Consider the following 25,884-nt stretch of genomic DNA (forward strand, 5'->3'; position numbering starts at 1 on the left):
GGCCACGGATATCGGCGGCCGCGCCGTCGCGCTCGTCCTTACGGACTCGTACAGGACAGGCTCTCCGGCTGTGCCGGAGCAGCCGTCTGGTTCGCGACGAAACCGAAGCTCGTGCTGGCCCCGGCCGCCAGTTGCGAGTCCCAGTCCGCCGATTTCATCGTCGCCAGCGACCCGGACTGCGACAGCGTCCCGTTCCACGCGCTGACCACGGTCTCGCCGTCGGCCAGCACCCAGCCGACCGTCCACTTGTTCGTGGGTTTGTCGGTCGGATTCGTCACGGTGATCTGCCCCTGGAACCCGCCGTTCCAGGTGCTGGTCACCGAGTAGGTCGCCTGGCAGGGCACCGAGGGCGGCGGCGGGGCCGTCGCGCCGATGCCGGTCACCTGGCCGGAACCGCCGTCGAACACCACGTCCGAGCAGCCGTAGAAGGTCTCGGGGCTGTCGGAGCGGGCCCAGACCGAGTAGATGATGTGGCGTCCGGTCTTGCCGGCCGGCAAGGTCGCGTTCCAGTCGTAGTAGCTCTGCAACGTCGCGACCGTGCCGGTGTTCGGCGGGTTCGTGATCGTCGAGAACGGCGTCGGCTCCAGGTCGGCCCACGTCAAGGGCTTGGTCTGGTCCCAACCGTCCTTGGTGATGTACAGGCTGAACGTCCCCGGGTGCGCGGCCCACCGGTTGTAGTCGATGGTGATGTCGGCCCCGGCGGTCAGATGCGTGACCGGCCAGTCGGCGCTCACCTGATCGAACCCTGAGAAGTCGTAGTAGTTGCTGTTGCCGCTGCACAACTTCCCGTCCGGGATGAAGCCGACGGTCCCGCCGCTGGTGGTACCGCTGCGGTTGCCCACCGCGAACCAGTTGTAGAGCGGGGTGGTGCCGCTGGTGGCCACCGCCGCCTGACAGGCCGGGTTCTGCGGGACGATCTGGCCGGTGGAGGTCAGGCCGTCCTCGTAGCAGAAGAACGTCCGGCTGCCGGGGATCATCATCGCACCGTGCGCCGAGGCCGTCGGCGCGAAACTGATGGTCCCGATCACGCCGGCCAGCGCGAGCAGCACGCCGGCCAGCTTCCTGGAGATCTTTCTCCTCATATCGTTCGCCTTTTCCACAGATGTGGCGGACTGTGTCGGGCGGAGCGTAGCTCTGTGGAGCCGGACGGTCGGGCCAGGAGCGGAGCCGGGGCCGGGCCCGGATCCGCGCCAGGACGCCGAACGGGCATGTCAGAGCCCGGATGGGAGCCGGCGGACGGAGCGCGCGAAGCGCAGGGTTCTGCGAAAGTTTCACGGGACGGCACCTGTGACCAGCGGCAGCCTCGCAGGGCTTTGACGCTGTTCGAACGTCCGGCGGACCATCTCACTACGCCACAGCCCAGACCCGACCGAAGGGAGCCGCCCCCGTGCGCCACACCAGACCGGCATCACCGTCCAACCGCCGCCGCACGACCGTGCGCACCGCCGTGGCGGCGACCGCCGCCCCGCTCGTCGCGCTCACCGCCGCGCTGCTCGGCAGCCCCGCGCAGGCGCTCGGCGTCGGCGGCACGTCGTCGCCGGTGACCGGCAACGCGACCCACTTCGACGGGCTCGGCGCGCCCTACGGGGGCTGCGGGATGCCGCAGGCGAACCTGGACTCGCAGGACTTCATCGCGCTCAACGTCTTCAACACCCCGGGGAACTACGGCCCGTTCCCACGCCCGGTGCCGCCGGCGCAGGCCGGCATCCTCGGCATGTTCGACAACGGCCTGAACTGCGGCCGCTGGGTGAAGGTCACCATCGGCGACTTCTGCACCGGCACCAACGACGGCGCGCAGAACGAGCCCTTCTGCCGCAACGGATCGTGGATCGCGGACAAGTACAACGGCGCGACGCTGAACATGCTGGTCGCCGACAGCTGCGCCGACTCCAACGCCTGGTGCCGCGACGACCCGTACCACGTCGACCTGCACACCGACTCGATCAACCGCTTCCAGCTGAACGGCACCGCGGTCGGGGACCTGCTGGACCACTGGAACAACCGCCAGGTGAGCTGGCAGTTCATCAACGCGCCGGGCTACAGCGGCGACATAGACATCGGCTTCCTGCAGGGCGCACAGGTGTACTGGCCCGCGATCTCGGTGTCGCACCTGGCCAACGGCATCCACGGCGTGCAGTACCTGTCGGCGAGCGGGACCTGGGTCTCGGCGACGATGGACAGCGACATGGGCCAGGCGTACATCATCGGGCCGACCGCCGCCGCCGGCTCCGGCTACCAGATCCGCGTCACCGACGCCTCGGACAACCTCATCAACGGCGGTCAGGTCTACAGCTTCTCGCTGCCGTCGTCGTGCGGGAGCGACTGCACCGCCGCCTATACGCAGGTCCCGTACACGACTTCGCCCGGCTCGGGACCGAGTTCGCCGAGCTCGAGCCCCAGCTCCACGCCGAGCTCGCCGCCCAGCTCACCATCCAGTTCGCCGCCCAGTTCGCCGTCCAGCTCCGGTGCCGCCGGGGACTGCACGGTGACCTCTTCGGTGACCGGTTCCTGGTCGACCGGCTACCAGCTCGCCTTCACCGTCACCGACACCGGCACGGTGGCCATGCCCGACTGGGCGGTGCGCTTCGCGTTCGCGGGCTCGCAGACCGTCGCGAACGCCTGGAACGTGACCGCGAGCCAATCAGCTCAGGCGGTGACGGCCGACTCCGCGTCGTACAACGGGGCCTTGGCACCCGGGGCGTCGACATCGTGGGGCATGACCGTCAACGGAGCGAACCAGCCGCTCAGCGGCCTGACGTGCGGCGCACCCTGAGTGTCCTGGCACTCGGAAGTAAAAGCGCCACGCCGGTCGGCGGGCTCGGCTCTCGCCTAGCCCGCCGACCGGCCGCGCGTCAGGGCAACCGGTCGAGACCGGCTTCCGCTCTCACCCCAACGTCCATTGTTGGTTGGAGGCGCCGCTACAGGTCCACAACTGGGCCAGGGCGCCGTTCGCGGTACTCGCCCCGCTCACGTCCAGACAGAGCCCTGACTGCACGCCGGTGACGGTGCCGTTCGAGTTGACGTTCCACTGTTGGTTCGCGCCGCCGTTGCACGACCACGTCTCCACCTTGGTGCCCGGCGACGTCTGGTTGTCGTAGGCGTCCAGGCACAGGGTGGTCCCGTTCATGGTGACGGTCAGCTGACCGGACGAGGTGCGGGTCCAGGTCTGGTTCGCGCCGCCGGAGCAGGAGTAGATCTGCGGCTGCGTGCCCGCTGTCGTCGAGGAGTTGGGGACGTCCAGGCACTTGCCGGCGCCGACCGCGTGCAGCGCGCCTGTTGTGCCGCCTCCTCCCCCGCCACCGCCGCCGCCACCCGATGAATCGAGGGTGATGTTGGAGTTGCCGCTGCTCTGGTATCCCTCGGTGGCCAGGATCATGTAGTTGAACTGGCCCATGTTCATGCCGTGGCTGGCCCAGGCGTCGAAGAAGTTGCCGGTGGTGATGGTGCCGCCGGTGCGCTGGGACTGCCGGACCGCCCAGTACTGGTTGAACGTCGCCGTACCGATGATGGAGGGGGCGTTGTACCGGGTCGTCTCGTAGATGTCGTAGGTGCCGCCGTCGCTGGAGACCGTGCCCATGTAGTTGCCGGTGGGCCGGTAGCTGCCCCAGTTGTCGGTGATGTAGTACTCGACCAGCGGGTTGGTGGTCCAGCCGTACAGCGACAGGTAGCCGTTGCCGGACGGGTTGAAGCTGCCGGAGTAGGTCACCGTCCGGCGACCGCCGGTGCTCCAGCCCTCGCCGGCGACGAAGTTGCCGGCGTTGCTCCACGAGGTGCTGTAGTTCCCGCCGGAACCGAACGTCATGCAGGCCGATCCGCTGCCCTCGGTCCAGAACGAGTAGTAGTAGCCGTTGTTGCTACCGGTCTGGCTGGAGCAGGTGGTGGAGGCGCTGGCTGTGCTCGGCAGGAAGATCCCGAAGGCCGCCAGCAGCACCACGCACAGAGTCGTCAGCAGCCCTCTGCGACGGGTGCGGTCCTTCAGGGGTGGTGGGTTGTGGTTCATCGCCGTCCTTTCGTGTCGTCCCCCGTCCTTCGTCCTTCCGCCTCATCCGCCTCTTCCGGTTCAGCAGGTGGAGTCGGTCTGTGTCGCCAACCCGATGCGCCAGGGCAGCAGGTTGTAGCTCTGGTTCGCGGACGGGTCCTTGCCCTGGTAGAGGTACTGCAAGTGGCAGGGGCTGATGGTGACCGTCTGGTCGTAGTTGCTGCGGATCGCCTCGCCGCTGCTGAGGTCCTGCGTCCAGGGCGTCCCGCTGAAGGTGGTGTTGGAGGCGGCCAGGAACGGGTTCGACTGCGTGGCGGCCAGCGGGGTCCAGGATCCGGTGAGGCTGTCGGAGGTCCAGGAGTGGAACAGCCGGTGGCCGTCTGAGCCGATGGCCTCGACGACCATCAGGTAGGTGCTCGACCCGTCGACCTTGTAGACGTTGTCGGCCTCGAACATGTCGTACTTGTTCGGCGCGGAGGCGGCGATGACGGTGTTGCTCCCATTGCCGAACCCATTGGGGAACTGCGAGATGGCACTTGTCGAGCGGTAGATGTGCCCGTTGTCGTCGGCGGAGAACAGGTCGCAGTTCGCTGAATCACAGATGACCCAGCTGTCGACCCAGTAGCCGCCGCCGATGTTCTGCTGGATGATCGACGGCATCCCGTTGCTGTAGAAGCTGTGCGGCGCGCTCCAGCCGGCCGGGTTGCCGATGTCGGGGTTGGTCGAGTACCCGATGTTCGAACCTGTCTGGTAGGTCAGGTACCACAGCTTCTGCGGGGCGAAGTAGAAGACCATCGGCGCCGTCTTATAGCCGCCCCCGATCGGCGTGGTGTCCAGGTAGGTCAACGGCGCCGAGGCGGCCTGCGACCAGTCGGTGAAGCTGGTCTGGGCCATGCCGTAGTTCCCGTTCGAGTCCACGGTGGACATCAGCACGTACCAGCGGTTGTCGTAGAAGACGACCGACGGGTCCTTCACCGCGATGATGTTGTGCGTGGCATCGGACTTCGGGCTGATCAGGATGCCGCTGGAGCTCCAGCGGAAGCTGCTCGGCAGCGAGCCGCCGGGACTGCTCGGGGTCGTGGACGGAGTGCTCGACGGGCTCGTCGGCGGCGTGGTTGAGGGCGTGGTCGGAGGCGTGGTTGAGGGCGTCGTCGGAGGCGTGGTCGGCGGCGGCTGCGAGCCTTCGCAGGAGACACCGTTGAGTGCGAAGTCCGTCGGGACCGGATTGCTGCCGGTCCACGTTCCGTTGAACCCCAGGCTCACGCTGCCGCCAGAGGGGATGGACCCGTTGTAAGCGGCGTTGGCGACACTCACCTGCCCACCGGACTGGGTGACGTTCCCGTTCCACAGCTGGGTGACGGTCTGCCCGGCCCCGAACGACCACGTCAGCTGCCAGGACGTCACCGGATCCCCCTGGTCGGTGACGCTGATCCCCGCGTTGAATCCGCCCGCCCACTGGCTCGACACGGTGTAGTCGACCTGGCATCCGGCGGCGGCCCGGGCGGCGGTCGTGGCGACCGCCACTCCCGCGACGGCGAGGCCGGTCGCCACAACGGCGGCGAGCGCCGCGCGACGGTCGAAGAGGCTCATGGGCACACACTCCTTGCAGACCCTCGATGGAGATGGGATCACTCGACCCGGTGTCGGCATGCCGCACCAGTGGTGAAGCTGTCACGAACCTTCGGCAGCCTCAAGGACTCACCCGTGCGCCCAGGCTCTCAACAGCCCCCGGATCATGCCATTGAAATGCGACGACTCGCAGTTTCGCAGCCCTCGAACGAGCCGGCACCCGTCCGGCGCCCGGCGAAAGTTTCAATGCCTTCCGGGATTCGGACATCCCATGGATCGCCGCGGATTTCCTGATCGAGGCGGCAGCCTCCAGCGCGGGCCAGACCACAAGAGATCAATCGCTTCCGGCGGCGCCACGATTCCGTCCAAGCGCCATCACGGCGCTGTTAACGTGCTTCCATGACAGAAACGGCGACGCTGGCCGGCCTGCGCGACGCCGCGGCGATCCTCTCGATCGAGCACCAGATGCACCTTGAGGACGTGCTCGGCGACGACCTCGAAATGGAGGTCTCGCTGGATGAGCCGCGGTTCGAGTTCTTCGGGCGGCACCCGATCGTCTGCGACCGCGTCCACCTGCTCGGCCTCGCCGCTCCCGCCTCCGCTGTCTGGGAGTGGGTTTGGGCGAACCCGGCGTCGGAGGAGAGGTTCCCGAAGTCGTTGACCGAGCTGGCGGGATCGTTGCGCGAGATCGGGGACCGGGACGGTATCGCCGAACTGGCCGAGCCGGAGGTCGCGTTCGCGGCGCTGCCGGGCTCGCCGACCCACCCGGGCCGAGGCGGCCAACGTCCTCGTCGACGCCGCCAAAGTCCTGACGGGCCACTGGACCTCCTACGTCAACAGCTACGACGGCGCCACCCGGTTCGCCTTCCTCCTGGAACACCCGGATCTGGAACTGCCGCCGCCCAGCTGGGCCGGCACCGGACGCGCGATCGAGTGGGCGCTCAGCCGGATCCCGATGACCGACCAGCGCCGGGCGCTGCGCGCCTACGCCGAACTGCGCCGGGTCGGCGAATGGCACAACCCCGATCCGAGCAGGGCACAGCTCGTCGGGCCGGACTTCAAAGCGGTCTTCCACTTCGGCCAGGACAATAGGGTCATTCGCGTGGAGGCCCAGTCTTAGGCCGTCTGGAGCCATGTTCACGTGGCGCGGTCGGCTCGGGAGAAGTACGCCTTGTCTGCGGCCACGCTGACCAGCGACAGGTCAACCTGGCCACGCGCAGCAGCCTCGGAGCTCATCGCGTTCATCAGCGCGGCCGGCCCTAAGCACCCCTGCGCGATTCGTCAGCGGCGGCGAGGATCAGGTAGGCGCTGGCCGTCCAGGTGTAGGCACGATCGCGCAGGCCGGTGCCGGACAGGGCATCGAAGTTCTCTGCGAAGCCCGACTTCTCGCACAGCGTGCGGAAGCGGCTGCTCACCTCGTCGGCGAGGTCGGTGAAGCCGGCGCGGCGGAGTCCGTCCTCGATCAGGATGGTCGAGGGGGCCCAGATGGGGCCGCGCCAGTAGCCGTCGGCTTCGTAGTGTTCCGACGAGGGGCGTTCAGTGGCCGGGCCGTACTGCGTGAGGTGGGCTTCGATGTCGCGGGCCAGGGTGTCCCGGACGTCCGCGGGCAAGGCATCGCCCAGGACGATCGCCATCAGGTCCAGCAGGCTCGTGCCGGCCGTGGCCCGCCCGGTCGCCGCGCCGCGGGCCACGAACCGGCCGCCGCGCCACAGCTCCTTCAGCATCGCGGCACTCACTTCCTCGCGATGGTGCTTCCAGAGGTCGGCGTCGTCGGGGAGGTCCAACTCCTCGGCGAGCTCGGCGAGCCGGTCGAGTTGGAGGATCAGGAAGGCGGCCAGATCCGAGGTCTGGACGACGCGGTCGGCGTCGAAAGTGGTCGCGTTGTCCCAGCCGCTGTCGTTGCCGTGTTGGTAGTGCGGCAGGGCTTGGCCGGGGACCCGGCGTGCGGACAGCCAGAAGCGAGTCCACGCCGACAGCTTGTCGTAGATGTCCGTGAGCTCGGCGCGGCTCAGTTCGCGCGGCGACATCTCGCGCAGATGTCCCAGGGCCCAGCCGTGGATCGGCGGCTTGACGTAGTTGTAGAGCACCTCGGAGTGCGTCACCGAGTCCGGGAGCGCGCCGCTCTCGTCCTGGTGGTCGAACGGGATCTGGAACTGGCTCCACGCCAGCTCCGGAGCGCCGGCCGCCAGGGCGATGGCGTTGAAGCAGTGGTCCCAGCTCCAGACCTTGTCCATCCAGTGCTTGGACATCAGGACGCCGGGCCGGGACAGGAATCCGGCCGGGCGGACGGTCGCCGACCACAGGACGTAGGCGGCCAGTTCCGCGGCCGGGGTGTCGGCGGTGCGCCAGGGGGCGATCGCGTCCACGAACTCTGTGAACCTCGTCGCGGCGGTCTTCACGACGCCGTCGAAAGCAGCGCCGCCGCGGTAGCGCGGCCGGGCGCTGTCGAACTCCTCGACCGCGATCTCCCAGGCCCGGTCGGTGGGCAACTGGAGGCCGCGTTCGGCGGTGCCCAGGGCTTGGAGCCCGAAGATCTCGACGGGCTCCCCCAGCAGCATGGTGATCCGATAGCGGCGTCCGGTCTGGTACAGGGTGAAGATGTAGGACCCGTCGACCGGATCGCGGTAGAAGTAGGGTCCGCTGAACGGGGTGAGCGTCGGATCGGCGGCGCTCAGGCGAAGGCCCAGGCCCGTGCCGTCGCCCTTTATCCGCACCGTGTCATCGGTCTCGTAGACGAGTTCGAGCACGGAGGCCTGCCGGGTCCAGGCCAGCCTGGCCGGCGTGGCAAGGACGGTCGCCTCGACCCGGGAGCCGGATGAATCGGTCGGTGTGAAGCGCAGGACCGGGTGCATTCCGTTCTGATGGGAGACGAGGTGGAGGTCGGCGGCGTAGGTGGCCTCGGCGATCACCGGCGATATGCCGAACCATGATCCGTGGTGGCTGAACGGGATGTCGCGGACGTCGAACGTCGGAAGGGCACCGGCGATGGTCATAGTGGTCTTTCTGTGAACGGTGTGCGGGCGGCGCTGCGTCGGCGGACTGCGGACTAGTCCTTGATCGCCCCCGCGGTCACGCCGGCGGCGACGTAGCGCTGGGCGACGACGAGCAGGACGGTGGCCGGGACCGACGCCACGACCGCGGTGGCCATGATGGCGTTCCACTGCTGGTTGTTGTTGCCGATGTAGTGGTAGATGCCCAAAGTGATCGGCTGCGCCCCACCCTCGCTGTCCAGGGTGTTGGCGAACATGAAGTCCGACCACGCCCACAGGAACGCGAACAGCGACACGGTCACGACCGCGTTGCGGCTGACCGGCATGACGATCGACCAGAAGGTGCGCAGCTGTCCGGCACCGTCGGTCTTGGCGGCCTGGAGCAACTCCCCCGGGATGCCCGACATGAAGGCGGCGAACACCAGCGTCCCGAACGGGACCGCGATCGTGGAGTCGGCCACGATCAGCCCCGGCACGCTGCCGAGCATCCCCAGGTTCAGGTAGATGGCGTAGAAGCCCATCGCCATGATGATGCCGGGGATCATCTGGGCGATCAGCAGCGCGAAGCTGAGCACGCCACCGCCGCGCGGCCGGAGCTTGGCCAGCGAATAGCCGGCCGGCGCCGCGACCGCCACCGTCAGCGCCACTGTCCCCAGGCCGATGAACAGACTCGTGCCCAGATACGGCAGCTGCTGGTGCAGCACGGCGCGGTAGCCGTCGAGGGTGCCGTGGACCGGGAACCAGTTCGGCGGAGTCTTGCGCATGTCCTGGTCGCGGGTCAGGGATTCGTTGACCATCCAGTAGACGGGGAACAGCATCAGCGCGGTCAGCACCAGACCCACGACGGTCTTCCACCACGTGGTACGGGGACGTCGGAAAGTCGGCATCACGCCTCCCGCTGCTTGCGCTGAGCCCGGATGTAGACCAGGCCGAAGGCCAGCGCCATCACGACCAGCAGGTTGCCGACCGCGGCCCCGGGCCCGAACTCCGGCAGGAGGTTGCCGAAGCCCAACTGGTAGGACCAGGTCGCGAAGGTCGCCGAGGAGCCGGCCGGGCCGCCCTTCGTCATGATCCAGATGATGTCGAAGACCTTCAGGGTGTAGACCAGCCCGAGCAGCAGCGTGATGGCGGCGACCGGACGCAGCAGCGGGAACGTGACCTTCCAGAACCGTTGCCAGGCGGTCGCGCCGTCCAACTCAGCGGCCTCATACAGCTCCGGAGAGATCGCCTGCATCCCGCTGTAGAGCATGACCAGGTTGAACGGGATGCCGATCCAGACGTTCGCGATGATCACCGAGGCCAGCGACCACTTCGGGGACGTCAGCCAGTCGATCGGGGCGATCCCCAGGCCGTGCAGCACATGGTTGACGACACCGGAGTCGCTGTTGAGCATCCACGACCACGTCGAGGCCGACACGATCAGCGGCAGCAGCCACGGCACCAAGAACAGCGCTCGCAGTGTCGCGGACAACCGGAAGTGCCGGCTGAAGAAGACCGCCAGCCCCATGCCGATCCAGAACTGGAACAGGATCGACACACCGGTGAACACCAGCGTGTGGATCAGCGCCGGGCCGAACGCGGGGTCGCTCAGGATCGTGCGGTAGTTGTCCAGGCCGGTGAACGGGGCGCCGCCGTGGACGAACGAGCGCACCGTGTAGTGGTGCAGGCTGAGCTCGATGTTGCGGTACATCGGGTAGGCGTAGAAGGCCAGCAGGTAGACCGTGACCGGGGCGAGGAACGCCCAGCCGGCCCAGTTCGCGGAGCTCAGGCGGCGACCGGACGCGGGGCCGCGGCGCCGGGCGACGTCGGCCGCCCCGCGCGCGCCCCGCACGCCGCGCACGCCCTTCATACCCGGTACAGACCGTGCTCCGGTCTGTGTAGTGGAGTTCATGAGCAGGCGCCTTCGGTGTCCGGCATCACTTGGTCGCCGCGGCGGCGGCGTTCTGCGCGGTCGTCATCGCGGACTGCGGTGAGGCCGAACCGCTGAGGGCGGCCTGTACCGCGGTCCACATCGCCTGCGATATCTTCGGGTACTTCGTCCCCAGGTCGTCGCTGGTGCGGCCCTTGGCGGCGGCGACCGCGGCCACCCACGGTTGCAGGTCGGGGTCGGCGGCGACCTGCTTGGCCTGCACCGCCGGGGTCGCCGCGACGTAGGACAGCGTGGTGTCGGTGGCCTGGGCGTTGTCGGCGCTGGTCAGACAGGCCACGAGCTTTTGTGAGGTGGGGTAGCGGTCGGTCTTGTCCTGGACCGGGATGGTGACGAACTCGCCGCCGGTCGGCGCCGCGGCGGTTCCGCCGTTCACGGCCGGGATCGGGATGATCCCGTAGTCGAACCCCGCCTTCTTGGCGTTGGCCAGCTGCCACGTGCCGTTCTCGCTGAAGGCGTACTGCCCGGTGGCGAACTCCTGCCAGCTGGTCGTCTGGGTGTTGTTGATGACCGAGTTCGGCGCGTAGCCCTTCTTCAGCCAGTCGTTCCACAGCGACAGCGCCGCCACGCCTTGCGAGGAGTCCAGCTGCTTCAAGTTCGCACCGGATCCCCAGAACCACGGCAGGAACTGGAAGCTCCCCTCCTCGGTGCCGATCGCCGCGAAGGTGATGCCCTTCTTGCCGGCCGCCTTGACCTTCGCCAGCGCGGCGGTCAACGAGGTCCAGTCCTTCACCGACGCGATGTCCACACCGGCCACCGCCAGCACCGACTTGTTGTAGTACAAGGCCAGAGTGTTGGCACCGATGGGAACGCCGTAGGTCTTCCCCGCCAGCTGCCCGGCGGCCAGCACGTTCGGCGCGATCCCCGAGGTGTCCAGATGCGTCGTCCCGGTGTCGGTGATCACTCCGGCGTCGGCCAGCGTGGAGACCACCGGGTTGTCGACGATCAGCACGTCCGGGGAGTTGCCCTGCTGCGCGGCCAGCAGCACCTTGGTGGTCAGGTCGGTGGTGTCGAAACCGGTGCGCTTGACCGTGACCCCGGCCTCGGTGCCGCACTTGGTCAGCAGCTGGTTCCAGGCCGAACCGCTGTCGAACTGCGGGTAGGGATCCCAGACGGTGAAGGTCCCGCCGGCGGCGGACCCGCCGCCGGAACCAGTGGATCCGGTGGAGCTCTTGGACGCCGAGCAAGCGGCGGCGGTGCCGGTGACTGCCAAGGCCAGTCCGACGGCGGCGAGGCGCCGGGTTATGGATTGTGATTTCATAGTCGTTCCCTTTCGATCCGCCGCCACCAGGGCAGCTGATGGACTCCGCATTGCCGTGCGGAGGATGGGATGTCTGAGTCGCGCGAGCGCCGGAGCGCCCGGTGTCAGTTGCCTGATTCCGGGGCCGGTCCGGTGCTCGCGCGCAGGGAAACCGGTGGTGCGAGCAGGACGTGCCGGGGCGGCGCGTCGGGTGTGGCGAGCAGTTCAAGCAGCAGTTCCACCGCGGCCCGCCCCATCTCGGCCGCCGACACGTCGGCCGCGGTCAGCTGCGGCGTGACCGCGGTGGCCCAGCGGCTCAGGGCGATGCCGGTGACGGAGAAGTCCAGCGGGACCTCGCGGCCGTGGGCGGCCAGCCCCCGGTAGAGCCCGCCGAGCGCCGCCTCGTTCACCGTCACCAGGGCGGTGGTGGCCGGATCGGCGGCCAGGATCCGGCCGATAGCGTCCTCCCCGGAGGCCGCGTCGTCGCCGCACAGATAGGCCGCGCCGACGACGCCCTGTTGCTCGCAGGCGTTCTCGAAACCGGTCAGGCTGCGGTGCGCGGACTCGTACCCGGCCCGGAACAGCCGCTCGGAGCGGTTGACGAAGGCGATCCGCCGGTGGCCGAGGTGCGCCAGGTGCCGCACACAGGACCCGACCAGCGCGGTGTAGTCCATGTCCACCCACCGGGTGTGCTCCGGCCTGCCGGTACGGCCGATGGTGACGAACGGGAAGCCGGCCTCGGACAGGTAGTCGACCCGCGCGTCGTCCAGCCGGATCTCCATCAGGACCGCGCCGTCCACCCGCCGCTCGGCGACCAGCCGGCGAAGCCCTTTGTCCCCGTCGCCGATGGACGCGGCCATCAGCACGTCGTAACCGAAACCGGCCGCGGCCTCGACCAGGGACCCGATGAAGTCCAACTGCATGTCGGTGTAGTGGCTGCTGGCCGGCGGGAAGACCAGGCCCAGGGTGTGGGTGTGGCCGGAGGACAGAGCCCGGGCGGTGGCGCTGGGCTGATAGTCGAGCTCGTCGATCACCGCCTGGATCCGCGCCCGGGTCTCGGGCGAGATCGAACGCTTACCGGACAGCGCGTAGGACACCGTGCTGCGGGAGACTCCCGCACGACGAGCGATCTCACCGATGTTCACGCGACTCTCCGATGCCGATGACGATGACGATGAGGCCGTGAAGGCGGCCAGAGTGCTGATGTGTGCCAGCCGGGGCCCGGATATCGAACCGGTTCGACCGCGAGTGAAAGCGAGGCTAAGCGCGTCCGGGCTCTGTGTCAACCATGTGAACGACCGGCGACCAGTCACCTCTCCCACTTCAGAGCATTGAGCCGGCGAGCAAGCCGTTCCCAGGCGTTGACAGCTGCGAACCGGGACCCTAGCTTCTGACGAACCGGTTCGACGCCGAGGCAGCTCTCTTGTTGCCGTCACCGGTCCGACTGCTCGCGGCCTGACGAGGCCCCGCTCCCTCTGTGCACCGCCGTGTTCCGTCACTGGAGACGGCCGGCCGTCGCGCCGGCTCGGGCCGTGCCAGTTCCCGCGGCCCGAACCGGCGCGGCGGCGTGGTTCGGACGCCCGTCGACGTGTCGACGTGCTCTGCGAAACTTTCTTCCGCCCCCGATGCCGGACCGACCGCCCGCCGCCGCCTCTGACCTGCCCGCAGCCCCGATTCCCGATGAGAGCTCGCGGGCCGGATCTTCCCCGCCGCTTCGCGTCAGTGCATCGAACCGATACGTTTCCCACCGTCGGCACCCCGTTTCCCAGCATCGGTCCTGCAGGCCGATCGGGAGAGACAAGTTGTCCGCCTGCCCTGAGGCGGAACCAGACGGAAGTGATGAGCCGCATGCCAGACTCCCGGTCGTTGCCCCCCATCGCCCTATCGCTCTATCGGATCGTCATCGGATTCCTCATGGCGGGCCACGGGGCCTCCACCCTGACCGGCTTCCCGGTCAAGCCCACCGGACCCACGCTCTCCCCCACCACCTGGCCCGGCGGCGTCGCCGCGGCGCTGCAACTGGTCTTCGGGCTGCTGGTCATGATCGGCCTCGGGACCCGCGTGTGTGCCGTCATCCTGTCGGGGACCATGGCCTACGCGTACTTCTCCGTGCACCAGAAGCACGCGCTGCTGCCGATGGCCAACGGCGGAGAGCCGGCCGCCCTGTTCTCGTGGTCGTTCCTGGTGATCGCCATCATCGGCGCCGGACCGGTGGCGGTCGATGCGCTGCTGGCGCGGTCACGGTCGGACCATGCGGAATCCGCCAGATCAACCCGGCCGTCGAGGTCGTCGAGCGCGACGGTGCCGGGGACAGATTAGGCGCCTCAGGACCGGATCGGCACGCTTCTCGCCAGTGATTGTCGGGGTCGTGCACATAGACGATGTCCAGGCGATCCGTACCGACGCGGTCCAGAGTCGCTTCGGACCGGCAGGATCATGCCGGGCACGTCCCAGTCGGCACCGACGACGACCAGGCGTCCGGACAGGTCGAACCGGTTCGCGGTCATGCCACATCTTCCGAGGAGGGGTCGGTGCAGTCCACGAGTACCTTCAGGTCGTGACCGGCTTCCAGGAACTGGAAGGCACCCAGCGCGTCGGCGATCGGCACGACCCTGCTGATCAGTTGTTCGGCCGGGACGGTGCCCTCGGCGACCAGGCGCACGGCGGTCTCGAAGTCTTCGCGGTCGTACAACCGGGCGCCGATGAGCGTCAGTTCCCGCCAGAAGAAGCGGTGCAGGTTCACCCGCCGAGGCTGGGAGTGGACGGCCACCAGGCACAGCCGGCCGCGCACCGCGAGCACGTCCACCGCGGTCTGCACGCCGGCCTCGGCGCCGCAGACTTCGAACGCGACGTCCGCGCCGGCGTCGTCCGTCCAGTCGCCCACGCGCTCGGGCACGTCGCCGGCGCCGGGGTCCCACGTCCGCAGGCCCAGCCGGTTGGCCAGGCGCCGACGGTGTGCGTTCGGCTCCACGACCCGCACATCGCCGCCGGCGGCCTGGGCGACCACCGCGATCAGGACGCCGACCGGTCCGGCGCCGACCACGACGACCCGGTCGCCGTCGCGCACGCCGGCGCGGCCGACGTCGTGGACGGCCGCGGCCGTGGGTTCCACCAGCGCGGCCCGGTCCAACGGCAGCGACTGCGGCAGGCGGACGAGCGTCGCGGCGGGCACGGTCCAGCGCTGCTGCATCGCGCCGGGCGAGTCGATGCCGAGGAAATCAAGGTTCTGGCACACGTGGCGATGCCCGCGAAGGCAGGCCGGGCAGGTGCCGTCCCAGCGCAGCGGCATGACGGTGACCGGGGCGCCGGGCGCGAAGCCCTCGACTCCGGGTCCGACGCGGACCACCCGCCCGGACATCTCATGCCCGATGACGGCCGGCGCCTTGACCCGCGCGTCCATGTCGCCATGAAAGATGTGCAGGTCCGTATCGCAGATCCCGACGTAGGCCGGGGCGAGTTCCACCTGCCCGGGGCCCGGGGCCGCCGGGTCGGCCGGGCCGGTCGTCAGGGCGCGGGCGGCGGCGTACCGCACAGCCAGCGGGGTTCTCATCGTGTCAGCGTCCTTCTGTACTCGCGGCCGGTTCATCACTGAGGTGCCAGATCTCCGGCAGGTCCGCCCAGCGGCCGCCGTCGGCGGAGTCCGGCCACGGGACCTGGCAGGGGTCGGTGAAGGTCCACCACCGTTAGGTCTCGGGGTCGGCCTTGATGGTCGCGAGATCGGCGGCGAAGTCCGCGCCGTGGTACTCGTAATAGGCAAAGAGCATGTCCTCGTGGAGGAAGATGCTGTAGTTGCGGATCTGCGCCGCCCGCAGAGCGGCTTCGACGTCCGGCCAGACGTCACGGTGCAGCGCGAGGTACTCCTCGCGCTGTTCGGGCCGCAGCCGGGCGACTTGGGCTATGCGCTGCATGCCGGTCCTCTCATATGTCCTCTCATATCGAGTCGTCGAACGGTCTGCGATACGAGGGCTGGCGCGTACGCAGCTCCAGCCGCAGCGTCAGGCGCACCCGCGTGGAGCGGGGCAGCTCGACCGTCAGCCAGGGGCCGCCGACCTCGGCGGACTCCGCCGTCTCCACCGGTTGCCGGTGTCCGTAGTCATAGAGGTCGCCGATCCATGACGAGTCCTCGCAGGCGCTGTACGCCACGGTGTCGATGGTGTGCTCCGCGAAGGCCCCGGCCTGCACGATCACCGTGCGCGCCCGCTCCGGGTCGAGGTTCACCAGCTCCACGACGGTCGCCCGCGGATCGATGCTGGACACCAGCGCCGCGACCGAGGGCGGCAGGCCGGGGCGGCGCGATTCGGCGTCGTGGTAGCGCACGCGCGCCTGCTGGAGACCGCCGTTGTACATCACCTGCGGCCCGCCCCAGGTGAGCTGGACCAGGGCCTCGGTGGCCACCGGGTTCGACTGCTGCCACAGGTGGATGTCGGCCTCGGGCACGTCCAGGTCCCGGTACCGCTCCATACGGGTGAGGCGGTGCCGCACCTGGGCCTGCGCGGCGGCGAGGATGCGCTCGGGATAGCCGGGGTCGTCGCCGGCGAGGAAGGCGAACCAGGGCTCTTCGTGCCCTGATTCCTCCTTGCTGCGGAACGGCCGGATGACGCTCCAGTCGATGCCGGAGGCGTCGCGGAGCTGCTCGATGCGTTCGCGGTCGGCGTGGGAGGCGGTGTGGTGCCAGAGCGCGGCGGGCACGACCAGCGGCATCGGGTTGTAGTCGAACCAGCCTTCGTCGCCGTGCCGGTAGGGGACGTGGAAGGTCGGGGTGCGGACGTCGTCGAGCAGCTGGATGGTCCACTTGGACTGCAAACTGGAGTCCGCGTCCTCGAAGGCCATGATCTTGCCGTGCGCGATGACCTCGTCGAGCGTGGGGCCCACCAGGTCGAGGTAGGAGTCGTCGCCGGTGACCGTGGCCGCGGCCAGGGCCGCGACGGCCGCGGCGGGTCCGACGCTGTGCCAGCCGTGCGGCCAGTTCCAGCCGTAGTGGCCGCCGTACCAACGTCCCTCCAGCAGCCCGCCGACGGTTCCGTCCGGGGCGACGTTGTCGGGGATGACGCCGGCGTTGGCAGCGGCCCGTTCCCGCCACGCGCCGACGTACTCCACGATCCAGTCCCGGTAGCGTGCCTCGCCGGTGAGGATCAGAGCGTTGAGAGCGAGTCCGGTGGCCGCCAGGTTGACCGCGGTGTCGCCGACCCCCATGCGCAGCCGCATCTGTTCGCCCAGCCGCGGGTCCTTCTCCAGCGGCGGAGTCTCGGCGCCTTCGGGCAGGATCCAGTTCAGGGGGAAGCCGTACATCTCGGCTTCCTTGGGCAGCCACGGGTAGCTCTCGCCGTCGAACACACCTTCCCGCTCCGGGTCGCTGCCGTTGTGCGGGCGTCGGATGATGCGGTGTTCGGCGTCGTAGTTGCCGTGCGCGGGGTCGACGTAGAGTTCTGCGAAACGGACCGCGCGCTCACGCCACCGTTCGGGCGCGGCCATGCACAGGAAGTAGAACAGCAGCAGGCTTTCGCCCTGGTGGAACCAGTCGTATCCGCGCTCGTACTCCTCGCGCAGCATTCCCAGCTCGGTCAGCTGACGGGTCACGCCCTCCCAGTGCCGCTCCGAGGCCGCCAGCAGGTCGTCGGCGCCGCCGAGCAGATACAGCTGCGGCCAGTTGAAGAAGACCTCGTAAAAGTCGTCGCCGCCGTCCCGGGTGGAGAGCGTCCCGCTGTATCTGAGCTCGCCGCCGGGTCCGGTGAAGTCTTCGGCGAACCGCCGCCACGACCGGTCCAGCAGATCGAACAGCTCACGCTGCGCCACTGCCCAGCCGGGAGGTTCGAGCACCGGTACCGAGGCTTTGATGACGGGATGCATAAGGGTATCTCCGTTTGGATGTTCAGCTCTTGGTGGCGCCGGCGAGCATGCCGGTCACCAGGAAGCGCTGGGAGAACAGGAAGACGATGAGCACCGGGGTGATCGCCAGCAAGGTCGCCAGCGCGAGCTCCGGACGTTGCACGGCCAGGTCCCCGACGGTCGGGTTGAACTGCGGCACGTCGTCCAGCAGCGTGCCCAGGCCCACCTGGACCGGGAGCTGGCTGCTCTGCGGCAGCATGACGTAGGGAAGGAAGTAGTTGGTCCAGTTGGCCACGAAGCTGAAGAACCCGACGAGCGCCACGATCGGCGCGGCCAGCGGCAGGGCGACCCGGCGGAAGGCGCCGAACTCGCTACAGCCGTCCAGCCGCGCGGCCTCCAACAGTTCTCTGGGAAGCGCGGTGCTGAAGTAGATGTAGGCCAGATACACGCCGAAGGGATAGAACGCGTACGGCAGGATGATCGACCACATCGACCCGATCAGGTGCACCGCGTTGACTTCCAGGAACAGCGGCACGACCAGCGTCGCGTTCGGCATGAGCATCACCACGAGCGTGGCGATCAGCAGCATGCGGCGGCCGCGGAACTCGGTCATCGCCAGCGCGTAGCCGGCGGGGATCGCCACCGCCAGGGTGATCACGAGAGCCCCGAACGAGTACAGCGCGGAGTTGCGCAGCCACTGGAAGATCGCGTCGCCCTGGTAGGCGGTCAGCGCGTCCCAGTTGGCCTTCAGGGCGTGCCAGGACCCGAACGACAGCGGGTTGCCGTGCACGAGCTGGTCGTCGGTCTTGGTCGCCGCGAGCACCAGCCACAGCACCGGCAGCACGAAGAAGACCACGAACAGCCCGAGCACCAGGGCCGGCAGCGGGTTGCGCGGTCGGTGGCGGCGAGCGGCACTACGGCGCGGTTCCAAGTCGGCGGGCAGCAAGGCCGGCTGGGTACGGAAGGCCGATGCACCCGGGTGTCCCTCAGTCGGCATCGAAGAACCCCGATCTGGCGACGAACAGCGCGGCGACCACCAGGCCGACGAGCAGGAGCTCGACCGAGATGGCGGCGGCGGTGTTCACGTCGTTGTTCTGGAAGGCGAAGTCGTAGGAGAGCTGGTTCAGCGAATAGTCCCGGCCCGCGACGCCGACGCTGGCCTGCGCGAGCAGCTGCGGTTCGACGAACAGCTGGGTGCCCCCGGCGAAGGCGAGGATCATCATGTAGACGATCCACTTGCGCAGCATCGGGATCTGGATGCGCCGCGCGGTCTGCCAGGCGCCCGCGCCGTCGATGCGCGCGGCCTCGATGACTTCGTGCGGGATGTTGTTCAGCGCCCCGTGCATCACCACGATCCACCCGCCCGCGCCGGTCCAGAAAGCGATCAGGGCGAACAGGATCGGCAGATGTCCGGGGGCGACCACCTGACCGAAGGTGTCGAACCCCATGGCCCGCAACAGGAAACTCACCGGACTCACCGAGGGGTCGAGCACGAACAGCCACACCAGCACGCCCGCCGCGCCGGCCAGCGCACCCGGGATGTAGTACAGGAACCTCAGTGCCTTGCTCACGCCCCGGGCGGACAGCCTGTGCAGCAGCAACGACAGGCCGACGACGAGCACCACCAGCGCCGCCAGCCAGAACACCAGGTACAGCGCTACGTGCTCGACGGCCGGGACGAAGCGGAAGTCCGAAGCCGCCCGGGAGAAGTTCGACAGCCCGGTGAAGCGGGCGTTCCCGTCGGTGAAGGCGAAGTAGACGGCATAGCAGGTGGGCACGACGCCGAACGCGATCAGCAGGACCACGTAGGCGGCGACGAAGCCGTGGCCGGCCCGGCCGGGCCACAGCGCGCGCAGCGTGCCGCGCCGCGCTGTGGTCCGGCCGGTGGTCGCGGTGGGCGTGCTCACTTCGACGCCACCTGGTATCCGTCGGCCTTGGCGTAGTTCACGATCGAGTCGTGCCAGGCCGGCAGCAGGGAGCTGATGGTCTTGCCGGCGGTGACGCCGGGGCTGACCGTGGCCGCCCAGATCGCCTCCTGGCTGAACTGGCCGTAGCCCCAGCCCGGCCACACCTGGTCGGCGGCGGCCGTCAGCGGTGCGGTGATGTCGTCGGCGTAATAGCCGGAGGCAGACTGCGCGGCCAGCCAGGTCTTGGCCGCCGGCGCGTACGCCGGGTAGCCCGGGGCCAGCTTGCCCTGGTAGTCGTCCGAGGTGGTGGCCCAGGTGAGGAAGTCGGTCGCGGCCTTGAGGTTCTTGCTGTGCGCGGACAGCAGCCAGGTACCGCCGCCGACGTTGCCCACCGAGGGGCTGGGGTCGCCGGACCACTGCGGCATCGGCGCCACGCCGATCTGCCCGGCCGGGGTCTTGAAGGTGCTCTGGAACAGCGCGCCGCCGTACCACGACGGGCCGGGCATCATCAGGATCTTGTCGGCGTCGTTCTTGTCGAAGTCGGAGCTGAACACGCTGGAGGTCGACACGGTCTTGTTCTGGATCAGGGTGTCCAGCAGCGCCGCCATCTTGGTGCAGTCGGCACTGGTGGTGTCGACCGTGACGGTCTTGGTACCGGTGATCTGGTTGGCGCCGCACTTGCTCGCCCACATGTAGATCTCCGGGGCGAAGGTGTCGCCCGCGACGCCGACCAGGTAGCCGGGGTGCTCGGTGGCGACCTTCTGGCCCAGCGCCTGGTACTGCTCCCAGGTCGTGGGGATCTGGCATCCCCACTGCTTCATGAGCTTGTCGTTGTACCAGAGCACGGTCTGCGACAGGTCGTTGCGCAGGCAGTAGACGGTGCCGTCCACGGTGCACGGGGCGTTGGCGTTGGTCGCCCAGCCGTCCAGCGTGGCCTGCGGTATCAGACCCTTGTTCAGCGGCGCGGTGAACCCGACCGGAACCGCCCACGCGGCCTCGTTGTTCTCGGCGCTGAAGACGACGTCCGGCCAGCCCGAACCGGTCCGGTTGAACAGGGACACCTTGGTCTGAAGGTAGTTGGAGCCGTTGGCGTCCCCGTCATAGGTGACGATGTCCATCTTCACCGCGGGATTCTGCTTCTGGTACAGCTGCGCGGCGGCCAGCCGGGTCGAGTCGACCCACACCGTCAGGGTTCCGCCGGTCTGCGCGGCGGGCTTGAAGCTGCCGCCGGTACTGCTCGTACCGGCCTTGCCGGTGCTGGTGCCGCAGGCGGCGGCGCCGAGGGCGAGCAGGGCTCCGATCGCCAGCAGCCCGGTACGTCTACGACCGTGGGCAGTGGCCGACGCGCCGATGGCGCGGAATTTCACTTTCATGAACGACTCCCCTGCGCTGGGCACCGCCGAGCTGCGGCTGGGCGGACCGGAAATGGAGATATGTGTCCTACTCATCAGTCATGACGCCTCGATGCCGAACCGTCACGCCTGCGTTGCACGCTGGTTACCGGTAACACACGACCCGTGGCACACATAACAGCTTCACAGGGCTCCCCGCGTCAAGGGGCGGGGCACACTTCCCTTCAAGATCTTTCCATCGACTCATCGTTCGGGGTGAGCTTCTGCTGGCATTTATCTTGATATGACTGGACCGATCGCGTCTATGGGTAGGACCTATATGACCGCCGATGACGCCCACATGTATGCTCCTTCGCATCGAGACGAAGGAGAAGCACGGTGGACGGCACACCCGTCCTGGCCGAAGACGGTGCGTCGTCCACGGAGAAACCGGACGAGGCGCGGAGCGACACCTATCGGCCAGGCTACGAACTGATCGCTGAGCAGATCCTGCAGCTGATCGCCGAATCCCGGCTCCGGCCGGGCGACCGGATGCCGACCGAGAAGGAGCTGGCCGCGCACCTCGGCGCCAGCCGGACTGTGATCCGCGAGGCCATCAAGATCCTGTCGGCGATCGGGCGGGTGCGCGCGCAGAAGGGCCGCGGCCTCTACGTCGCCGACGACGAGGGCATGCTGGGATCCTCCCGCTGGGGCGGCTTCTTCCTGCCGACGGACCTGGACCACGTCTACCTGCTCTTCGAGTTCCGGCGGGTCCAGGAGACGGCCGCCAGCAGCCTGGCCGCGACCAAGGCGACACCGGCTGAGCTGCGCGCCATCGAGTCCGCGGCACAGCTGTGCGAACAGGGCCACCTGACCGGCCAGCCGGCACTGTTCGACCGCGGCGATGACGACTTCCACCTCGGCATCGCCACGGCCTCGCACAACCCGTTCCTACTCGCGGCCGTCCGCGAGGCCCGCCGCCTGCAACGCCAGTCCAGCACCATCGGCCTGCACGGCGCGATCGGCAGCCACGCCGCCGAGGCGATCACCGAGCACGCCGCGATCCACGAGGCGATCCGCCGCGGCGACCCGGAGGCGGCGGCCGCGGCGGCCGGCGTGCACCTGGACAAGACCCTTGAGGACTACCGGCGGGAGATCCAGCGGCGCCTATTCGGCTAGCCCCGTATTTCGCACTCGGGGAATCAGGTCTCGGGCCGGAGAGGACCGGCTACTCGGGTGCGGGGACGGCGAAGAGATTGAGAACGCTACTGACAGTGAGGTAGACGCCCATCAGCACCGCGATGTCAAAAAGGCCCTCCTCGCCGAAGGTGGACAGGGCCTCGTCGTAGAGCGCCTGCTCGATGTGATGCTCAACGGTCATTTGACGCGCGAGAGCAAAGACGAGCTCCGCCTCGCGACCGAGCTGTTCGGGGGAGCGCCCCGCGGCCAACCCGTCCGCGTCGCCGGTGGAAATCCCCGCGGCCTGTGCCAGGATCCGGTGGGCGTAGACCTCGTAGTCCGAGCCCCAGGCTGACCCGACCGCGAGAATCACGACCTCACGCAGTTGCGGCGACAAAGACGTGTACTGAGATTCGGCCTTGGCGAACTCCTGAAACTTCTCGGCGATCTCAGGACGGCGTAGGAACGCGTTGTACGGCCCGATCAGACGTTGGTCGTCGGTGACGAATTGAAAGCCCGCTTTCAATGACCACGGGTACTGCTCAGCCATCGCGGCGTCGTGGAAGCGCTGTTGTGCTGGGCTCAGTGCTGCGGTGTCGATGAGCGGGAGACGCCCGCCCAAATCATGGTTTCCGGCTGCCATCGGCGTTCTCCGTTCGCTGCTGCCCTTTGAGGTTGGCCACCCGTGCCCCTGGGTGCGCGGGACTAACGGGTCGTCGTACGGTCCGCGCCGACCGAGACGGCGACGAGCGTGCAGGGCTCGGTGCCGTAATTGCGCCACACGTGCCGGGTGCCGTTCTGGACGACCACGTCGCCTGCCCGCAACACTGCGCGCTCGCCGTCGTCGAGTTCGAGCGTGGCCTCGCCTTGCACGACCATCAGGTAGTCCATCGTGTCGGTGGTGTGCATCCCCGAGCCGTCGGGCTCCATTGAGGCCATTACGCCTGGCATCTGCCGCTCCAGCTCGGCGGTAGCCGCGGCTGTGTCCACGTCCGGCGGTGGGGTCGCCCCCTCCGGAGGATGCGTGATGATCACGAAGCGCGATCCCTCCCGCGATGGGAAGTACGTCTCGACGCCGCTGGGCGACCCGTCGTCCGGGAACGTGGGCGACTCGTCTCGTCCCCACAGCCGGTAAGCGGCGAAGCCGGGCGTCAGGGCAGAGGTGATCGGCTCCATGTTCTGGTCGTCGACCACGCGCGACCTGCCCTCGCTGTCGTGCCCGGTGACGACCCGGCGAACCGTCATGCTCCCACCCCGCACAAGACCACAGCGCCCTCCTGGACCATCCCCGGCGTCACGACCGGCCCGATGCCGGTCGATCCGCGGGCGACGACGGCCGTCCAGCCGGTCAGACATCCCATGATTTTCTCCTCGAATCCGTCCTGACAAAGCCCAGTGATGAGTCTCGGTCTCAACACTGTACACATTGACGAGACCCAGTCTCAACGCCCCGCTATGATGGGGCCATGGCCCGCTGGCAACCGGACGCGCACGCCCGGCTAGAGGAAGCCGCCCTCGAACTGTTCGCCGAGCGCGGCTACAAGGCGGTGTCGGCCGCCGAGATCGCCGACCGCGCCGGCCTGACCAAGGCGACGTTCTTCCGCCACTTCACCGACAAACCCGAAGTGCTGTTCTGGGGCCAAGACCTGCTCGCCAACACCTTCCGGCAGACCATCACGGACGGCCCGCCAGCTGCCTCGCCCCTCGACCTCGTACGCGCCGCGGTCCTCGCCGTCGCCCCCGTATTCGACGCCGACCGGCACCGCCATGCCGCGACCCGTCAACGCCTGATCGCCTCCTCGGAGACCTTGCACGAGCGCGCCGTACTCAAGCGCGCCGCGCTCGCCCAGGCGATGACCAAAGCGCTACAGGCCCGGGGCGTCGCCGCCGGGACCGCCGAGCTGGCCGGACTGGCCGGCACCGCGGCGTTCGACGCGGCATACGCGCGCTGGGCCGCAAGCCCGACCTATCGCGGGTTCGCTGGCCTCGCCCGACGGGAACTCGACCGGATCGTCGACGCTGCGGTCAGCCTGAGGTAGGGCTGGCACACTGCCCGCCCGGGGGACCATGCGCGCGCGCCGTGTATCAGGTTTGGCAGATGAGCAGTGGGTCCAGGTGTGGGTGACGGGTGACGGGTGACGGGTGACGGTGACGGGTGACGAGCGCCGGTGGCGGGTGTCGGTGGCAGGGTTGTGGCTTGTGGCTTGCGGTTGGGGCGTTGGTTAAAGGCATTTTTTTACGGAACTACCTGGTATTGACTAATCACGGATCGAGACGCAGTTCGCTGTGCCGCTCGATGTGTGTGGGCGGCTGCCGGTTGTGTGGGTGGTGCGCGCGGGTCCGAGTCACTGCGCACACGTTGTGTTGGCGGGCGGCGGTCGTGCGTGGTGGGTGCCTGAAGTCAACGGCAGGCGCCTCCGGCGGGGGCTCTTGGCTCCCTCGGGGAACTGGCGCTGCTCCATAGGGGGGTCGCCTCAGGGCCCTGCGCTGGCGGTTTGTGAGGTGGTTGCGGTCCGTTCCCCTCGGTCGCGTCGTCAGCCCCAAGGGGTACAGCGCCGAACCCCGGGAGTAAAGTCCGCGCCCTTGCGGTCAGGCACGCAGGTGGCGGTCGCGTACAGCGCGAACTTGACTCCCGAGAACCGGCACTGTAGGCAAAGCCCTGCCGACGCGACCGAGGGCAATGCCGCTTACCTTATTTTGATCTTGGTGTGTGTTTGTGGTCTGTTTCGGGGGGATCGGGTCTTGTCGGTGGTGGGAGGTTGGGTAGGTCGATGGTGGCGGGGCCGGGGTGTCGGGTGCCGGTGTCGGTGGTGTTTTTGACGCGGTAGAGGCTGTGGCGGGAGCGTTTGACGACTCTGGGGTAGCTGCGGTGGCGCCGGGGCGGGTTCAGGGCCCGTTTGGCGGTCAGGCGGCGTCCGGCCAGGGCGTGGAGGACTGCCTGCCGGTCAGGGGGAAAAAGCCTCCGGATCGGAGACGTGGGCGCGGGCCAGGCGGACGGCTTTGACGAATCTGACCCGGTCGGGGTCGGTGTCGGTTTCGGTGGCGGCTTTGCAGATCAGCGCGGTGATCGCGTAGTGCGCCAGCAGGTAGCCGTAGATTTCCTGGCGGACCATGTCCGGGCTGCGGGAGCGCAGCACCCGGCCGGGCCCGCGCAGCCCGGTCTTGATCTGGGCATTGGCGCCCTCGTGTTCCCACCGGTCGTGGTAGGCCGCAGCCAGCGCGGCCGCTGGGACGTCGGCCGGGTCGGTCAGGTTGGTGATCAGGCAGATCAGTTCCCGGCCCGCCGGGGCCGGGGTGCGGCCGTTGACGTAGTACTCCACCACCCGCACCAGCCGGGCCTGCCCGCCGGCGGACACATCGCGCCCGGCCCGGGCCGCGGCCAGCAGCCTCACCCGGATCCCGGCCGCGGTGCCCTTGGCGAACACCAGCGAGGTGTAGCTGCCATCGCCCAGATCGGCCACCACCGGCAACTCGATACCGTCCTTGATCCGCCACAACAGCCCCGCGCCGGTGGCCGCGGCGGCGCACCACAGATCGAACCCGTAGAACAACCGGTCGGCCAGACACAGCATGTCCGCATCCAGCAGCTCCACCAGCGCCATCGCCGCAGACTGCTCACCACTGCCCTTACCCGCGGCCGGCCCGATCCGGGCGCCGATCGCACAGTGCGACCCGGACTCCACCAAAGTCACCACCCGCGCCTGCGCAAAAGCCGCACCGGTGGTGCGGCCGAACACCGCCTCGTTCTCGGCGCTGTCCGGCAGGTCCCACACCATCCCGTCAATGGAGACCAACCGCCGCGACCCCAGCCACGCCCCCCGGGTGTCGATCTCGGCCACCGGCTGCGCCACCTGCCCGAACACGTACTCCAGCGGCCCGGACCCCAACCGGGCCCGGGCCCTGGCGATCCCCCCGGACGTCGGCACCTCCCAGTCC

At 68.7% G+C, this 25,884-nt stretch carries 22 protein-coding genes and 2 pseudogenes; 6 read left to right on the forward strand and 18 right to left on the reverse strand.

Going from position 1 to position 25,884, the window contains the following annotated elements; translation table 11 throughout:
• Nucleotides 1-38 precede the first annotated feature (38 nt).
• The gene (locus IZR01_RS21260; protein ID WP_194924857.1) at nt 39-1,082 is read right to left on the reverse strand and encodes a lytic polysaccharide monooxygenase auxiliary activity family 9 protein; all 1,044 of its coding nucleotides are present in this window, start codon (nt 1,080-1,082) and stop codon (nt 39-41) included.
• 305 nt (nt 1,083-1,387) lie between these two features.
• On the opposite strand from IZR01_RS21260, the gene IZR01_RS53375 reads away from it, so the two are divergent.
• Complete coding sequence (locus tag IZR01_RS53375; RefSeq protein WP_194896779.1) at nt 1,388-2,773, forward strand: cellulose binding domain-containing protein; 1,386 nt, start codon at nt 1,388-1,390, stop codon at nt 2,771-2,773.
• 111 nt (nt 2,774-2,884) lie between these two features.
• On the opposite strand, the gene IZR01_RS53380 is transcribed toward IZR01_RS53375, so the two are convergent.
• The 3 genes from IZR01_RS53380 to IZR01_RS21280 form a co-directional block, all read right to left on the reverse strand.
• Entirely contained in the window at nt 2,885-4,000 is a 1,116-nt protein-coding gene (locus IZR01_RS53380) for a glycoside hydrolase family 11 protein (RefSeq protein WP_194924858.1), read from the reverse strand.
• Between the two features lie 60 nt (nt 4,001-4,060).
• The gene (locus IZR01_RS21275; protein WP_194924859.1) at nt 4,061-5,629 is read right to left on the reverse strand and encodes a glycoside hydrolase family 62 protein; all 1,569 of its coding nucleotides are present in this window, start codon (nt 5,627-5,629) and stop codon (nt 4,061-4,063) included.
• Between the two features lie 294 nt (nt 5,630-5,923).
• On the reverse strand, nt 5,924-6,121 hold the full coding sequence (locus IZR01_RS21280) for a hypothetical protein (protein WP_194924860.1): 198 nt from the start codon (nt 6,119-6,121) through the stop codon (nt 5,924-5,926).
• On the opposite strand from IZR01_RS21280, the pseudogene IZR01_RS54310 reads away from it, so the two are divergent.
• A pseudogene (locus IZR01_RS54310) lies at nt 6,029-6,220 on the forward strand (DUF6882 domain-containing protein); the annotation flags it as partial. The gene IZR01_RS21280 and the pseudogene IZR01_RS54310 overlap by 93 nt on opposite strands.
• A gap of 283 nt (nt 6,221-6,503) precedes the next feature.
• Complete coding sequence (locus IZR01_RS21285; RefSeq protein ID WP_194896548.1) at nt 6,504-6,668, forward strand: hypothetical protein; 165 nt, start codon at nt 6,504-6,506, stop codon at nt 6,666-6,668.
• Between the two features lie 139 nt (nt 6,669-6,807).
• Here the strand turns inward: IZR01_RS21285 and IZR01_RS21290 are convergent, their stop codons facing one another.
• The 5 genes from IZR01_RS21290 to IZR01_RS53385 all read right to left on the reverse strand — a co-directional run bounded on the left by IZR01_RS21290 (nt 6,808) and on the right by IZR01_RS53385 (nt 12,850).
• The gene (locus IZR01_RS21290; RefSeq protein WP_194924861.1) at nt 6,808-8,541 is read right to left on the reverse strand and encodes an amylo-alpha-1,6-glucosidase; all 1,734 of its coding nucleotides are present in this window, start codon (nt 8,539-8,541) and stop codon (nt 6,808-6,810) included.
• Nucleotides 8,542-8,594: 53 nt separating this feature from the next.
• Nucleotides 8,595-9,425 carry a carbohydrate ABC transporter permease gene (locus IZR01_RS21295; RefSeq protein WP_194924862.1) on the reverse strand — a complete coding sequence of 277 codons (831 nt, stop codon included), beginning with the start codon at nt 9,423-9,425 and terminating at the stop codon, nt 8,595-8,597.
• Nucleotides 9,425-10,429: a carbohydrate ABC transporter permease gene (locus IZR01_RS21300; protein ID WP_228555211.1), complete on the reverse strand. Its 1,005-nt coding sequence runs from the start codon at nt 10,427-10,429 to the stop codon at nt 9,425-9,427. Before IZR01_RS21300 ends, IZR01_RS21295 begins: the two co-directional genes overlap by 1 nt.
• A 25-nt stretch (nt 10,430-10,454) precedes the next feature.
• Nucleotides 10,455-11,726, reverse strand: a complete 1,272-nt coding sequence (locus IZR01_RS21305) for a sugar ABC transporter substrate-binding protein (RefSeq protein ID WP_194924863.1) — start codon at nt 11,724-11,726, stop codon at nt 10,455-10,457.
• A gap of 104 nt (nt 11,727-11,830) precedes the next feature.
• Nucleotides 11,831-12,850, reverse strand: a complete 1,020-nt coding sequence (locus IZR01_RS53385) for a LacI family DNA-binding transcriptional regulator (RefSeq protein ID WP_194896552.1) — start codon at nt 12,848-12,850, stop codon at nt 11,831-11,833.
• A 703-nt stretch (nt 12,851-13,553) separates the two neighbouring features.
• On the opposite strand from IZR01_RS53385, the gene IZR01_RS21315 reads away from it, so the two are divergent.
• The gene (locus IZR01_RS21315) at nt 13,554-14,024 is read left to right on the forward strand and encodes a DoxX family protein (protein ID WP_194896561.1); all 471 of its coding nucleotides are present in this window, start codon (nt 13,554-13,556) and stop codon (nt 14,022-14,024) included.
• 184 nt (nt 14,025-14,208) lie between these two features.
• On the opposite strand, the gene IZR01_RS21320 is transcribed toward IZR01_RS21315, so the two are convergent.
• From IZR01_RS21320 to IZR01_RS21345, 6 genes and pseudogenes are all read right to left on the reverse strand, one after another.
• Nucleotides 14,209-15,255, reverse strand: a complete 1,047-nt coding sequence (locus IZR01_RS21320; protein ID WP_194896553.1) for a zinc-dependent alcohol dehydrogenase — start codon at nt 15,253-15,255, stop codon at nt 14,209-14,211.
• A 4-nt stretch (nt 15,256-15,259) separates the two neighbouring features.
• A pseudogene (locus IZR01_RS54315) lies at nt 15,260-15,613 on the reverse strand (L-rhamnose mutarotase).
• 22 nt (nt 15,614-15,635) lie between these two features.
• The gene (locus IZR01_RS21330) at nt 15,636-17,552 is read right to left on the reverse strand and encodes a DUF8034 domain-containing protein (protein ID WP_194924864.1); all 1,917 of its coding nucleotides are present in this window, start codon (nt 17,550-17,552) and stop codon (nt 15,636-15,638) included.
• 22 nt (nt 17,553-17,574) lie between these two features.
• Nucleotides 17,575-18,528 carry a carbohydrate ABC transporter permease gene (locus IZR01_RS21335; RefSeq protein WP_228559940.1) on the reverse strand — a complete coding sequence of 318 codons (954 nt, stop codon included), beginning with the start codon at nt 18,526-18,528 and terminating at the stop codon, nt 17,575-17,577.
• Complete coding sequence (locus tag IZR01_RS21340) at nt 18,518-19,438, reverse strand: carbohydrate ABC transporter permease (protein ID WP_194896555.1); 921 nt, start codon at nt 19,436-19,438, stop codon at nt 18,518-18,520. Before IZR01_RS21340 ends, IZR01_RS21335 begins: the two co-directional genes overlap by 11 nt.
• The gene (locus IZR01_RS21345) at nt 19,435-20,811 is read right to left on the reverse strand and encodes an ABC transporter substrate-binding protein (RefSeq protein WP_194924865.1); all 1,377 of its coding nucleotides are present in this window, start codon (nt 20,809-20,811) and stop codon (nt 19,435-19,437) included. The genes IZR01_RS21340 and IZR01_RS21345 overlap by 4 nt, the downstream gene beginning before the upstream one ends.
• Nucleotides 20,812-21,264: 453 nt before the next feature.
• On the opposite strand from IZR01_RS21345, the gene IZR01_RS21350 reads away from it, so the two are divergent.
• Nucleotides 21,265-21,948: a FadR/GntR family transcriptional regulator gene (locus IZR01_RS21350; protein ID WP_194924870.1), complete on the forward strand. Its 684-nt coding sequence runs from the start codon at nt 21,265-21,267 to the stop codon at nt 21,946-21,948.
• 49 nt (nt 21,949-21,997) lie between these two features.
• Here IZR01_RS21350 and IZR01_RS21355 read toward each other — a convergent pair whose 3' ends face one another.
• Both IZR01_RS21355 and IZR01_RS21360 read right to left on the reverse strand, forming a co-directional pair.
• The gene (locus IZR01_RS21355; protein ID WP_194924866.1) at nt 21,998-22,591 is read right to left on the reverse strand and encodes a carboxymuconolactone decarboxylase family protein; all 594 of its coding nucleotides are present in this window, start codon (nt 22,589-22,591) and stop codon (nt 21,998-22,000) included.
• Between the two features lie 62 nt (nt 22,592-22,653).
• The gene (locus tag IZR01_RS21360; RefSeq protein WP_194924867.1) at nt 22,654-23,193 is read right to left on the reverse strand and encodes a cupin domain-containing protein; all 540 of its coding nucleotides are present in this window, start codon (nt 23,191-23,193) and stop codon (nt 22,654-22,656) included.
• Between the two features lie 221 nt (nt 23,194-23,414).
• Between IZR01_RS21360 and IZR01_RS21365 the strand changes: the two genes are divergently transcribed.
• A complete protein-coding gene (locus IZR01_RS21365; RefSeq protein ID WP_194896559.1) occupies nt 23,415-23,987 on the forward strand; it encodes a TetR/AcrR family transcriptional regulator in 573 nt (190 codons plus the stop codon).
• A gap of 906 nt (nt 23,988-24,893) precedes the next feature.
• Here the strand turns inward: IZR01_RS21365 and IZR01_RS21370 are convergent.
• Nucleotides 24,894-25,884: IS4 family transposase (locus tag IZR01_RS21370; protein WP_194924868.1), on the reverse strand; the 991-nt coding region annotated here is incomplete at its 5' end.

Source organism: Catenulispora pinisilvae, assembly GCF_015356865.1.
GTDB classification, from domain to species: domain Bacteria; phylum Actinomycetota; class Actinomycetes; order Streptomycetales; family Catenulisporaceae; genus Catenulispora; species Catenulispora pinisilvae.